This window comes from Brucella thiophenivorans (genome assembly GCF_002252445.1).
GTDB lineage: Bacteria > Pseudomonadota > Alphaproteobacteria > Rhizobiales > Rhizobiaceae > Brucella > Brucella thiophenivorans.
Window position 1 is genome coordinate 118,531 of record NZ_NNRJ01000018.1, and the last position, 12,502, is coordinate 131,032.

Genomic DNA, 12,502 nt, shown 5'->3' on the forward strand with positions numbered 1-12,502 from the left:
TCAGCCCTCGCGTTTCTTCAGGCGTGGATCGAGCAGATCGCGCGCCGTATCGCCCAGAAGGTTGATGGAAAGGATGCACAGTGACAGCAGCAGACCCGGCCAAAAGATCAGCGACGGCTTGAGCTGGAAATAGAGCCTTCCCTCTGCCATGATATTACCCCATGTCGGAATTTCGGTCGAAACACCCGCACCAAGGAAGGACAGAATTGCTTCGGTCAGGATTGCAGATGCGCAGACATAGGTGGCTTGCACTGTTAGCGGTGCCAAAGTGTTTGGCATCAGATGCTGCCAGATTATCTTTGGTGTCGAAGAACCAAGCGAAAGCGCTGCCTCAATATAAGGCTCTTCACGTGCTGAAAGCACAATCGAACGCACCAGGCGTACCACGCGCGGAATTTCCGGGATGGTGATAGCTGCGAGAACAGACCAAATGCTTGGGCCGTTGAGTGCAATAAGTGCGATGGCGAGCAGGATTGATGGGATTGCCATAAGGCTGTCCATGATGCGCATGATGATTGCATCCGCAAAGCGGAAGAACCCGGCAATCAGGCCAATAAACAAGCCGAGCAACACGCTGACAATGGCAGCCCCTATACCGATGAGCAGTGAAACCTGTCCGCCCATCAGTACACGTGACAAGAGATCACGACCATAGCCGTCTGTACCCAATGGATAAGTATCCGAAGGGGGCTTGAGGCGTTGCAGCGCATCCATGCTCATTGGATCATGCGGAACAATCCATGGCGAAATCAGTGTCATTGCAACGATGGCAATGAGGACGATGGCCGCGACCACCGGGCCGATTCCGAGCCGCGTGGCCTTGGAAAAGGATAAGGAATTGAGCAGCCATTGCAGGCGTGCTGCCGGGCGATGTGAGGCTGTCATCAGTAACGAATCCTTGGGTCGAAGAGAGTGTATGAGAGGTCAATCAGCAGATTGACGAACACGTAAAGCGCACTGGTGAGCAGGATCATGCCCTGAATAACGGGATAGTCGCGCGCAAGAACTGCATCTACTGTCAGGCGTCCGATACCCGGAATGTTGAAGACGCTCTCCGTCACCACCACGCCGCCAATAAGCAAAGCGAAGCCGGTTCCGATCACAGTCAGGATTGGAACTGCTGCATTGCGCAGCGCATGGTGAAAAAGTACAACATTCTCGCGCACACCTTTGGCGCGTGCCGTGCGAATATAGTCTTCACCAAGCACTTCGAGCATTGATGCGCGTGTCATGCGGGCAATCAGCGCCACATAAATGACGGCAAGCGTGAAACAGGGCAGTGCTGCGCGTGACAGAAACTTGCCGAAGTTTTCGGACGGTGCCGTATATCCCTGAACTGGGAACCAGCGCAGGTCGATGGAAAAGAACTGGATGAAGAGATAGCCAATTACAAAAACCGGTATGGAAAAACCCATAACCGATAGCGTCATAACCCCATAATCGATCCAGCTGCGATGACGCCATGCCGCAAGAATGCCGAGCGGAACAGCGATGACAACCGACAGAACAATCGTCAGAAGCGCGATATTCAGGGTAGGCCAGATGCGCTGCCCGATCATCGCCGTAACCGAAGTTCCCGAGATCAGTGATGTACCAAGATCACCCTGAAGCAGATGGCCCAGCCATGTGATGAACTGGATGTGAAGCGGGAGGTTAAGTCCCAGCGATTCACGAATGCGGTCAAGCTGTTCGCTCGTTGCAGCATCACCTGCAATGATCGCAGCCGGATCACCCGGCGTCAGGCGCAAAAGCAGGAAAACAAAGATCGCTACGATTGCCATCACCGGAATGACGGCAAGAATGCGACGCAGGATGAAACCGAACATCGAGTTGTCCTTGTCGAAAAAATAGTCAAGCATGTGTGAAGCTTGTTACACCCAAGCAGTACTCACTTCATATACTTGTCTGATCCTGTAAGGCGGCAATTCGTAACACTCAGAACTGCCGCCTGTTTGGTAACTGCCGCTTTTGTGCGCGGTAGTTTCGAAAGCCTATTCGGCCTTCTTCACGTTCCAGAAGACCTGTACCGGAGACATGACCATGTCTTCGAGGGCTTTGCTGCGTGCATGTGGCGAATAGAACTGGCCAAGCGGCAGGTAGCTGACAGTGTCCATCGCGTGGATCTGAATCTTCTTCGCAATTTCCTTGCGCTGTTCAGGCGTCGTCGCGTCAATGAATTCCTGACGCATGGTTTCGATTTCGTCATCCTGCGGCCAGCCGAACCATGCCTGATCACCACGACCGTTCAGCATAGGGCTGATCAGCGGATTATCAACTTCCGGCACGATCCAGTTGGTGAAGAACATGTTCCAACCGCCTTCGCTTGGCTTTGCCTTATTGGCGCGACGGGTGACAACGCTCTGCCAATCCATCGGCTGCAAATCGACAGTGAATCCTGCTGCACGAAGAGCCTGTGCTGCAACGATAGGCTGCGATGCAATCACGCGAACATCGGTAGGCTGAAGAATAACGACAGGTGTTCCATCATAACCAGATTCTGCGAGGAGCTTCTTTGCGCCTTCAATGTCGCCGCCATTGATAAGGGATTCACCGCCGGTTTCATCACCGAGTGGTGTTCCGCAGCCAAAAATCGCGCCGCAAACCTTGAAATACTCAGGATTGCCAACGATGTTGGCCAAGAAGTCTTTCTGGTTCAGAGCTTTAAGAGCGGCCTGACGGACTTTCTTGTTATCGAATGGCGGATGCTTGAAATTCATGCGTCCAATGGCCTGATAACCAAGATCATCACGCAGTTCGATTGCAATATCTTCGCTGGTTTCAAGGATCGGCAGAAGATCAACTGGAACCTGATCGATGAAATCGACTTCACCAGACATGATGGCATTCACAGCAGTCTGTGAGTCAGCCATCGTGACCCATTTGACCTTCTCGACGTTTACTTTTTTGCCGCCGGCCATCCAGCTTGGCGGCTCGTCACGCGGGACATAATCCTCAAACTTGACATAGGTCGCACTTACGCCCGGCTGGAATTCCTCTGGCACGAATTTGAACGGGCCCGATCCAACATGTTCGGTGATTGCGGTATCAGCAGGTGTTGCTGCAATACGTGCTGGCATGATGAATGGCGGAAGGGCCGACTGCTTGGCGATGGTGTCAAGAAGCGGTGGGAAAGGCTTGGTCAATGTCCAGACGATAGTCTTGTCGTCTTTTGGCTCAAGACTTTCTGTCAACTTGAAAATTGTCTGACCACCGGAATCGCGCTGACCCCAACGCTTGAGCGAAGCAACCGCATCGGCAGCAGTAACAGGCGCGCCATCATGGAATTTCAATCCGTCGCGCAGCGTGAATGTATAGGTCTTGTTGTCGTCGGAAACGGTCCAACTCGCCATTTGTGGCTGTGGCTGGAACTTGTCATCAACCGCTACCAACACGTCATAGATCATGTAGGCATGATTGCGTGTGATATGCGCAGTTGTGATGACCGGATCGAGAACCCGCAGCCCTTCCATGACTGCCGTAATCGTCTGTGCCTGAGCAGGCAGCGAAAACGCCGTGGAGCTTGCAAGCAGCACCGCTGCCATGCCTGCGAGAGCAGAGCGGAATCTGTTGAGGCTGCGCTTTGGCTGCACTTTCGCCTTCAATGAAGGCTGAGAGTTGTGTCCGTAAAACATTGTTTTTCCCATTTGCAAATGATGTTCCGTTATTTTTTCTGACAGCAATGTTGCTGTCTGGTGGCTTTGACATCCAACCTTTTTGCTCGCGTCGAAATTCACATTTGTTCCGCGCATTCTTTCCTCCTCCTCTACCAGCCAATCACTCCCCGCGATTGACAATGGTATCGATAGTCGATACGGTAGTATTGTTATTGACGATAGCTGGCATTTTGCTAGGGTGTCAAGGGGATTTAGAGCGCATCCCGAAAAGTGTGAAACGGTTTTCGGAAAGGATGCGCGTTAAAACAAAGGTTTAGGGCGTAGATCTGATAGATCAGAACGAAATGCGCTCTAAAAGGAGGGGCTATGCGCGATGTTGAAAGAGTGGAATATGGAGTGCGTTCGGCTCCTGATACGGAGGCGGACGATCCGCTGTTCGTAAACGCCATAGCGCGGGCTATGCAGGTGCTTTCCGCTTTTCACGGAACCAGTAAGCCGCTGACCCTTAACGAGATCGCCAAAATATGCGGAATGGGGAAAAGTGCTGTTCAGCGCATCGTTCATACATTGCGCCAACAGGGCTATATCGAACGCGACCCGAATGATCGCGGTTATGTTCCTGGTATTCGCATACTCGACCATACACTCGACTATCTGCGTCTGAATTCTGTGATCGTGCGTGCGCTGCCATCGCTGCTGGAACTGCGGCGCGATGCCAGCGAGCGCGTCGATTTGAGCGTTCGTGACAATTTGCGGCTGGTTTATGCGCTGCGACTGCAAAGTAAACGCGAGGCTTTTTTTGCAACGCTTATCGGTAACAGCGTGCCGCTTTATTGTACGTCTGGTGGCCGGGCAGTGATGGCACAATTGGGTGACGATGAAGTCAATGAGATTATTGAACGCTCAAATCGTCGTAAGTTTACGCCGCGCACAATCACCGATCCACAGGAAATATGGGATAAAGTTCTAGAAGCGCGTGAAAATGGCTATGCGCTTGCGTCGGAAGAAGTTCTGCAGGGCGAAATCGCTATTGGCGCTGCCATTCGCGGACCGGATGGTCGTCCGGTAGCGGCGCTTCATGTGGGTGGTTCACTCAGCGAGTGGAATAAAGAAACATTCGCCAGTCATTTTGCGCCTTTGGTGATGGCAGCCGCTGGAACGATCAACCGGCTTTAACCAAGTTTAACCCCAGTTTTCGATCCGCAGCTTTGAGCCGTCCGAAAATCGCGAAAGATGGAATGCCGAAGGATCGACGACTGGCGTTTCGCCGCTCACCATATCAGCGACCAGTCGCCCTGCACCGGGGCCGATACCAAAACCATGCCCGGAAAAACCTGTTGCAACGATAAGACCATCAATGCCGGGCAGGGGTGAGATCACCGGAATGACATCTGGCATTGTGTCGATAAGTCCGGCCCACTCCTGTGCAATGGTTGCGGAAGCAAACGACGGAATTGCTTGCTTGAGCTTGGTCAGAACTTGTGCATTGGCTGTGCGATGTGGTTCTGGGTCGAGCGTGCGGATTTTCTCAAAGATAGAAACCTGATCGGCGGGTTTGAGCTTCCATTGAAACGCTTCTTCAAAGAATCTTTCACCAAAGCGAAAGCGTAATGAACGCCATTCGGTCGAGAGCGACGGAATGAAATCGCGGAAGAAACGGAAACTATCGGGCACGATGTCGGCTATCGACCCTCCAAGACTCGCAACCGTATAGCCGCCATCGATGCGTTTACGCAGTGCGAAATCCGAAAAGGCGATTGCCGGATCGACACCAGCATCGAGTGGTGCAGTGCGAAAGACCGACGAGCGCACTTTAAGTTGGGGCAGATGTGCATCGAAATCAGACAGGATCAGTCGTGACCACGCACCACCCGCAACAACAATTGCCTCACACGCGACGCGGCCTTTTTCGGTTAAAACACCCGAAACCCGGCCATTGGTAGTTTCAATTCCACGCATGGCACAGTTCTGCAAAATCACTGCGCCAAGTTCCTGCGCTTTTGCGGCAATTGCTGGAACTGCATTTTGTGGCTCCGCACGACCATCAAGCGGTGTAATCATTCCGCCTTTGAGTGATCGTGTGAGACCTGATGTAAAGCCTGCTGCTTGCTGACCGCTCAAAAGTTCTGTTTCAATACCATGTTCGCGGGCAATCTTGATCCATTGAGCATAACGCTCAACTTCCTCCTCTTTTTCGGCAGTATAAACAATGCCGGTGGTGCGAAATCCCGTTTCGCGCCCGGTGCGTTCGTTCATACCCTCCCAAAGACGCATGCTTTCAACGATCAGCGGGAGTTCGCGGCTATCGCGGCCCGTGCGACGACACCAGCCCCAGTTGCGGCTCGATTGCTCACCAGCAATGTCGCCCTTTTCGAACAAGGCGACAGGTATGCCACGCTCAGCCAGAAAAAGCGCTGTTGAGACCCCAATCACGCCCGCGCCGATGACTGCGATCTTCGTTTCCGGTGGCAAACGATCAGCAGTTGCCACTTTGTCGATGATCGGCCCCATGGTGAGTCTCCTGCAATGCAAAAAAAGTGAGTGCAGCATTGCTCGATTTACAAGCTTATTCAACTGGATAAGGAGGTAAATTATCCCGATTTAAAGGATGAAAAGGGAAATGCCTGACATGTTTGCTCTTGTTTTATTGGCAAAGCGGTTCAAGTGCCTTTATATGCAATTTGATGAAAACAGGACTCTTGGCCTCTTCTATGGATGCACGCACACAGCAAGACACAAAGCTTGATCACGAAACGGCTCCAGCGCTGACACTTTCCGGCGTTGGCCGTCGGTTTGGCACGGTGCGGGCGCTCGATCATATCTCGCTTGATGTGCTGCCGGGGGAGATTATTTGTCTTGTGGGGCATTCCGGCTGTGGCAAAACTTCGCTCCTGCGTATCATTGCGGGCATCGATGCACCGGACGAAGGCAAACTGACCATGGGTGGGCGTACCCTTGTTGGGCCGTTGGTTTTCGTTGAGCCGGAAAAGCGCAACATCGGCGTGGTCTTTCAGGATTATGCACTGTTTCCACATTTGACCGTGCGCGAAAACGTATTGTTCGGCTTGCGTAAACTGCGAAAGGAGCAAGCGGTGGCTCGCGTCAATGAGCTGCTGGAACTTGTCGGGCTTTCGGCTATGGGCGACCGTTATCCTCATATGCTGTCGGGCGGCGAGCAACAGCGTGTCGCACTCATCAGGGCCTTGGCGCCAAAGCCTGATCTGCTGTTGATGGATGAACCTTTTTCCAATCTTGATCGTGGGCTGCGTGCGCGGGTGCGTAGTGAAACCATGGCGCTTTTGCGCGCACTTGGCACGCCGGTTATCATCGTAACGCATGAAGCCGAAGAAGCGCTTTCAACCGGTGATCGGGTGGTCTTGATGCGTTCCGGCGAAATTGTGCAGCAGGGCCCGGCGCGGGATCTTCATGATCGCCCAGCTAGCCGGTATGCCGCTGATTTCTTCTGTGATTTTAATGCGCTTGAGGGAACCGTTCGCGGACTTAAGATAGAAACTACTTTTGGTGCGTTTGATATGCCGAATGATTTGGCTGTAACGGGTGATGTGCTGGTTTATGTGCGTCCACGTGACATAGCTATTGTTCCTGACGAGCATGCCGGATCATTGCGTGGTCACATCGAAACACACACCTATCTTGGTGAGATGGAAGAGCTGCTGGTCAATCTCGAGGGGCACAAAGACTGTCTGCGTGTTCGGACTGAACATCATGTGCCGGACGCCTCCAAGGTGATTTTCCTCCAAATTAATTGGGATAGGTCGCTGGTTTTTAAGAAAAATGAGTAAATTACTCATATTTAACACTTACTGCGATTGACCCTGCAAAACTCAGTCCATATATTCCGATTGCATATCATATAGTTCCAAATGAACCATATTTATCGGAGGTAAAATGCCCAAGATCGCGCGTGCTGGACTTGCACTCATGGCTGCGACGTTACTCTCAGGTGCCGCAAATGCAAATGAGGTGAATATCTATACAACGCGTGAGCCAGGCCTGATTCAGCCTTTGCTTGATGCCTATAAGGAAAAGACGGGCACGACCGTCAACACAGTTTTCCTTAAAGATGGCCTCGCAGAACGTGTTGCTTCGGAAGGCGACAAATCTCCAGCCGATATTTTGATGACTGTGGATGCAGGTAATCTCGTCGACCTGGTCGATAAGGGTCTCACGCAGAAGGTCGATTCTCAAGCCTTGAAGGATGCGATTCCTGAACAGCTTCGCGATGCCGATGGCAACTGGTACGGCTTGTCGATGCGCGCTCGTGTTGTCTATGCCGACAAGGATCTTGACCTCGACCAGATCACCTATGAAGAACTCGCTGATCCAAAGTGGAAGGGCAAAATCTGCATCCGCGCCGGTCAGCATCCTTATAATACAGCTTTAATTGCCGATTATATCGCTCACAATGGTGCAGAGAAGACCGAAGAGTGGTTGACGGGCCTCAAGGACAATCTGGCACGTAAGGCTGCTGGCGGCGACCGTGACGGTGCCAAGGATATTGCGGGTGGTATCTGTGATATTGCCGTTGCAAACTCTTACTATGTTGGTCTGATGCGTTCGGGCAAAAGTGGCGATGAGCAGAAGGCATGGGCCGACAGCATCAAGGTCATTCTGCCTACCTTCGCAAACGGTGGCACGCAGGTAAATATCAGTGGCGCAGCCGTTGCCAAGAATGCACCGAACAAGGAAGAAGCCGTCAAGCTTCTTGAATATCTTGCTTCGGACGATGCGCAGAAGCTCTATGCTCAGGCGAACTACGAATATCCGGTTAAGGCAGGAGCTCCGATTGATCCGATTGTGGAATCCTTTGGTGAACTGAAGATCGACACTGTTCCACTTTCGGAAATCGTCAAGCATCGCAAGCAGGCTAGTGAACTGGTCGACAAAGTCGGCTTTGATAACTAAAGCTGATTTGCATTATAAAAATGACGCCGGTGCAAGCCATTGCGCCGGCGTTGTACTATGAGGAAAGCATGCCGGAAACAGTGCAAGCTGCATCGTCATCCCTGCCGTATCGCGTCCGATCCGGGCGCGGCTGGTTATGGCTTTCCGGATTGATCGCGCTGCTTGTTTGTCTGCCAGTTGTGGCTCTTATAATTGAGGCGATGGGTGGCTCTTCGGGCTTGTGGGGCCATCTTTTCTCAACAATCTTTGCAACAGCCTTCAAAGATACGGTTGTTTTGCTGGTTGGGGTGGGGCTTATTACAGCCTTTGTGGGAACGTCCACTGCATGGCTTGTGACGGCTTATGATTTTCGCGGACGCGGCGTGCTGGAATGGGCGCTTTTGCTGCCGCTCGCAGTGCCGACCTATATTATCGCCTATGCCTATCTCGATATTCTGCATCCGATTGGTCCTGTGCAAAGTGCGATCCGCTTTGTGCTTGGGTTCGATACGCCGCGCCAGTTCCGTCTGCCTGATATAAGATCGATGACCGGCTGTATCATTTTGCTTGGTTTCGTTCTTTATCCTTATGTCTATATTCCGACGCGCGCGATGTTTCTGACGCAGTCGGCCAGCCTAATTGAAGCTGCACGTACCTTGGGCGTGAGCCGCAGAGGGATTTTCTGGCGTGTAGCGCTGCCGCTGGCACGTCCTGCCGTGGCGGTTGGTGTTAGTCTTGCGCTCATGGAAACGCTTAACGATGTGGGCGCTGCCGAGTTTCTCGGTGTGCGGACACTGACGGTTTCGATCTATACGACCTGGGTTACACGGTTTGATCTGCCGGGCGCAGCACAGCTTGCGTTGGCACTTTTGCTGCTGGTTGTGGCGCTCGTATCGATTGAACGCTGGGCGCGCCGCAAACAGCGCTTCTCATCCAATATTCGTCATTCGCGCGGATTCGAACCACTAAAAGTCAGCGGCTTCAAAGGTTTCTGGTTATTTGTATTTTGCGCTCTGCCGATCATCATCGGTTTTATCATGCCTGCGACTTACCTCGTGATCGAGGCAGTCAAACGGATGCGCTTTGCTGGTATCTCGCCACGTTTGGCCGGTGAGGCTTTCAACACGGTCATGCTGGCTTCAGTTGCAACAATTCTTGTGCTGCTGTTCGGCATGGTGGTGGCTTATGCCATGCGGCTTTTTCCTGGAACTGCGTCGCGTTGGTTTTACCGCTTTTCCACCATGGGCTATGCGGCACCCGGTACAGTGATTGCCATTGGCATCATGATTGTCTCGGGCACGGTTGATCGGTTGTTCGATCAGGTGTTCGGCGCACTGTTCGGAATATCAACCGGATTGTTGCTGATCGGTTCGGGTGCTGCAATTATCTATGCTTATGTGGCGCGATTTCTGGCAATCTCTGCCGGGGGGGTCGATGCGGGGCTGGAACGTATTCCACAATCGCTTGATCAGGCATCCCGCACGCTCGGGCGCGGTGTAACCGCCACATTCTGCCATGTGCATCTTCCGCTCTCCAAAACGGCAATTGTTGCAGCCGGGCTGCTGGTCTTTGTGGATTGTGTGAAAGAATTGCCTGCAACGCTCCTGTTGCGTCCGCTTAACATCGAGACATTCGCCACGCACCTTTATGGCGAAGCGGCGCGTGGCACTTATGAAGAAGCATCTGTTGCAGCGCTGGCGATTGTAGCGGTGGGCATATTGCCTGTCATTCTACTTGCGCGCGTCGGGCGCCGTCTGAGCGGTGTTCGCCGCTAACTACGGAAGTTCTGCAATATCAAATTGTTACAGAGTTGTTATGTAACGTGGCTTTAACACGGAAATACTTGCCTGTTTCCCGAGTTCCAAAAACCGTAAAACCTAAGCCTATCAAGGGTTTTGACGTGGGTGATTGCAGTGTTCAACTCAGATAAATCAATGATTTCAACACGATATTTCGCGTGATCGCAATAATATGTGACTGTATTTAAACGGGGTTTCCATGCTTTTACCACGCTGACGCCACAAAGCGGAAGCTGAATGGCCACATGGAAACAACGCTAGGGATTTAGACACAATAGCCGTTCGGGCTTGTCTTATAAAATCCCGGCATGACTTGGATGATGAAAACAATGCTGGATACGCAACACTGGCTCCCGGTCGAGTTGCTGAATATTGGTTTGGCTGCCGCCGTTTTCTTCGCCTGCCTTGTGCACTCTTTGTGGAAGGCGGTCTTTGATGAACTCAACCCCGTCTTCTGGCGTCGCACTGCTGCAATTCTCTGGGCCGGTGTCGTCATCGTCGCTCTGAGTAGCGGAATCGAAAGCTTCAACTGGCCGCAAATCATTGGCTGGATGATGGTAGCGGGCGGTGTCGTTGCCACCGCCGTTCGCACCGGCATGAGCTATTATCGCCAGTATTCGGCGCATAATGGTCGCCGTACAAAGTTCACAAACGCGCGCTTTTCTGGCCCGCGCGCTTCCGGACGGTGATAGCTATGTTTGCAAAGACTGTTCAAATGCCTTTGCGCCAGCACCGTCCGCATAGTTTGCGTTCGTTCTTTATGCGCGCTTTTGGTTCTGCACGATCCCGTAAATATTCGTTGAGCGCGTCCCAGAGCGGCAATATCCCAAAATAGGGCCTTCGGCCTCGGCAAGTGCTGAGGCCATCTCATCGACATTTTCTTGCGTGAGCTGTCCACCGATCACCGGAATGTAATATGTCTTGATGCCAGCCTTCTCGGCAACCTTGGCAACTTCGGCAAAAGAAGGCTGCTCTTCGCCGCCTTCGCCATCCGGGCGATTGCAAATGATCGTCTGAAAGCCTTCAGCCGCAATATCCCGCACGTCATCCGGCGAAATTTGGCCTGTGACTGAATAATTGTCGTCGATCTGGCGAATGTCCATTAATTTCCACCTAAAGCTAAACTTCGTCTTCTAAGACCTTTTGAGGTTAGCTGATATAGCTTGTTTGCGAGGCCTATCGCAAGGGTTTGGCGCTCATTGTCGCTCTAAAGACATTGAGCTGTGGCCCGTAAATGATTAGACAGGTCGTTATCTTGGATGAGTTAGCGGCGAGATAAATGACAATGCATAAGATCAGCCAGAATATACCGCGCCTGATACGCCGTCATGCGGATTATCGTGAAAGTTCGCGTGAGGTTCCCGAGGAAGTGCCGGTGGCGATGAGCTATAACGGCACGACACATGCAGTCATGATGGCTACACCCGCTGATTTGCAAGATTTTGCTGTTGGTTTCAGCCTGACCGAAGGCATCATAAGTCATATTTCGGAAATCGAAGTTCTGAACATAGAAGTGCTCGAAAAGGGCATTGATGTTCAGATGCGGCTTGTCGATGAACGTAGCGAGATGCTCACGGCGCGGCGCAGGTTTATGGCCGGGCCTGTCGGTTGCGGCTTGTGCGGTATCGATTCAATTGATCAGGCTATCCGTCCGCTTGTCTCTATCAAGCCAGATAAGACGCAATTTAAAGCGGGGTCGATCATTACCGCGATTGTAGCCCTTGGTAGTGCGCAGCAATTGAATGCGCAGACCCATGCGGTGCATGGCACAGGGTTTTATGTGCCGGGCGAGGGGCTTTTGACGGTTCGCGAAGATGTTGGGCGGCACAACGCACTCGACAAGCTTATCGGTGCATTGGCGCAAGCAAACATTCCTGCAACCAGCGGTTTGGTGGTGCTCACAAGCCGTGTTTCAGTGGAGATGGTGCAGAAGGCAGTTATTCTTGGTGTGCCACTGTTGGCCGCGATTTCGGCACCCACAGCGCTTGCCATTCGCACGGCCGAGGAGGCCAATCTGACGCTCGTTGCACTTGTGCGCGGGGATGAATTCGACATCTACACCCACCCAGAGCGTATCATCATTGAATAGCCAACCTTGCATTTGCAAGAGCATTTTCAGCAAAAGTGCGAAGCGTCTGCGCAGGGAAATCAGTTCACTGGACTAACTTTTGATCCTGCTTCGAT

Annotated in this window: 11 protein-coding genes; 6 read left to right on the plus strand and 5 right to left on the minus strand. The window is 52.4% G+C overall.

From position 1 onward, the window contains the following. The 3 genes from CEV31_RS09270 to CEV31_RS09280 form a co-directional block, all read right to left on the minus strand. Window positions 1–885, minus strand: coding sequence for an ABC transporter permease (locus CEV31_RS09270; protein WP_094506785.1), 885 nt, complete (start codon window positions 883–885; stop codon window positions 1–3). Next, complete coding sequence (locus CEV31_RS09275; protein ID WP_094506823.1) at window positions 885–1,826, minus strand: ABC transporter permease; 942 nt, start codon at window positions 1,824–1,826, stop codon at window positions 885–887. Before CEV31_RS09275 ends, CEV31_RS09270 begins: the two co-directional genes overlap by 1 nt. Window positions 1,827–1,991: 165 nt before the next feature. Then, on the minus strand, window positions 1,992–3,542 hold the full coding sequence (locus CEV31_RS09280) for an ABC transporter substrate-binding protein (RefSeq protein ID WP_210190906.1): 1,551 nt from the start codon (window positions 3,540–3,542) through the stop codon (window positions 1,992–1,994). A 438-nt stretch (window positions 3,543–3,980) separates the two neighbouring features. Here CEV31_RS09280 and CEV31_RS09285 point away from each other — a divergent pair, with 438 nt between their 5' ends. After that, complete coding sequence (locus tag CEV31_RS09285) at window positions 3,981–4,790, plus strand: IclR family transcriptional regulator (protein WP_094506786.1); 810 nt, start codon at window positions 3,981–3,983, stop codon at window positions 4,788–4,790. 6 nt (window positions 4,791–4,796) lie between these two features. Here the strand turns inward: CEV31_RS09285 and CEV31_RS09290 are convergent, their stop codons facing one another. Then, window positions 4,797–6,125 (minus strand): NAD(P)/FAD-dependent oxidoreductase, encoded by a 1,329-nt coding sequence (locus tag CEV31_RS09290; RefSeq protein WP_094506787.1) that lies wholly within the window; start codon window positions 6,123–6,125, stop codon window positions 4,797–4,799. Between the two features lie 200 nt (window positions 6,126–6,325). On the opposite strand from CEV31_RS09290, the gene CEV31_RS09295 reads away from it, so the two are divergent. From CEV31_RS09295 to CEV31_RS09310, 4 genes are all read left to right on the plus strand, one after another. Beyond that, on the plus strand, window positions 6,326–7,417 hold the full coding sequence (locus tag CEV31_RS09295) for an ABC transporter ATP-binding protein (RefSeq protein ID WP_094506788.1): 1,092 nt from the start codon (window positions 6,326–6,328) through the stop codon (window positions 7,415–7,417). 106 nt (window positions 7,418–7,523) lie between these two features. After that, the gene (locus tag CEV31_RS09300) at window positions 7,524–8,540 is read left to right on the plus strand and encodes a Fe(3+) ABC transporter substrate-binding protein (RefSeq protein WP_094506789.1); all 1,017 of its coding nucleotides are present in this window, start codon (window positions 7,524–7,526) and stop codon (window positions 8,538–8,540) included. Window positions 8,541–8,608: 68 nt separating this feature from the next. Next, complete coding sequence (locus CEV31_RS09305; protein ID WP_094506825.1) at window positions 8,609–10,294, plus strand: ABC transporter permease; 1,686 nt, start codon at window positions 8,609–8,611, stop codon at window positions 10,292–10,294. 332 nt (window positions 10,295–10,626) lie between these two features. After that, on the plus strand, window positions 10,627–11,007 hold the full coding sequence (locus tag CEV31_RS09310) for a hypothetical protein (RefSeq protein ID WP_210190905.1): 381 nt from the start codon (window positions 10,627–10,629) through the stop codon (window positions 11,005–11,007). A gap of 69 nt (window positions 11,008–11,076) precedes the next feature. Here the strand turns inward: CEV31_RS09310 and CEV31_RS09315 are convergent, their stop codons facing one another. Continuing rightward, a complete protein-coding gene (locus tag CEV31_RS09315) occupies window positions 11,077–11,421 on the minus strand; it encodes a TIGR01244 family sulfur transferase (RefSeq protein WP_094506790.1) in 345 nt (114 codons plus the stop codon). Between the two features lie 176 nt (window positions 11,422–11,597). Between CEV31_RS09315 and fdhD the strand changes: the two genes are divergently transcribed. Continuing rightward, a complete protein-coding gene (fdhD, locus tag CEV31_RS09320) occupies window positions 11,598–12,407 on the plus strand; it encodes a formate dehydrogenase accessory sulfurtransferase FdhD (protein ID WP_094506791.1) in 810 nt (269 codons plus the stop codon). Window positions 12,408–12,502 lie beyond the last annotated feature (95 nt).

Coding starts and splice junctions, on each gene's coding strand:
- CEV31_RS09270 (WP_094506785.1), bottom strand. CDS start 885: ATGACAGCCTCACATCGCCCGGCAGCACGCCTGCAATGGCTGCTCAAT.
- CEV31_RS09275 (WP_094506823.1), bottom strand. CDS start 1,826: ATGTTCGGTTTCATCCTGCGTCGCATTCTTGCCGTCATTCCGGTGATG.
- CEV31_RS09280 (WP_210190906.1), bottom strand. CDS start 3,542: ATGGCAGCGGTGCTGCTTGCAAGCTCCACGGCGTTTTCGCTGCCTGCT.
- CEV31_RS09285 (WP_094506786.1), top strand. CDS start 3,981: ATGCGCGATGTTGAAAGAGTGGAATATGGAGTGCGTTCGGCTCCTGAT.
- CEV31_RS09290 (WP_094506787.1), bottom strand. CDS start 6,125: ATGGGGCCGATCATCGACAAAGTGGCAACTGCTGATCGTTTGCCACCG.
- CEV31_RS09295 (WP_094506788.1), top strand. CDS start 6,326: ATGGATGCACGCACACAGCAAGACACAAAGCTTGATCACGAAACGGCT.
- CEV31_RS09300 (WP_094506789.1), top strand. CDS start 7,524: ATGCCCAAGATCGCGCGTGCTGGACTTGCACTCATGGCTGCGACGTTA.
- CEV31_RS09305 (WP_094506825.1), top strand. CDS start 8,609: ATGCCGGAAACAGTGCAAGCTGCATCGTCATCCCTGCCGTATCGCGTC.
- CEV31_RS09310 (WP_210190905.1), top strand. CDS start 10,627: ATGACTTGGATGATGAAAACAATGCTGGATACGCAACACTGGCTCCCG.
- CEV31_RS09315 (WP_094506790.1), bottom strand. CDS start 11,421: ATGGACATTCGCCAGATCGACGACAATTATTCAGTCACAGGCCAAATT.
- fdhD (WP_094506791.1), top strand. CDS start 11,598: ATGACAATGCATAAGATCAGCCAGAATATACCGCGCCTGATACGCCGT.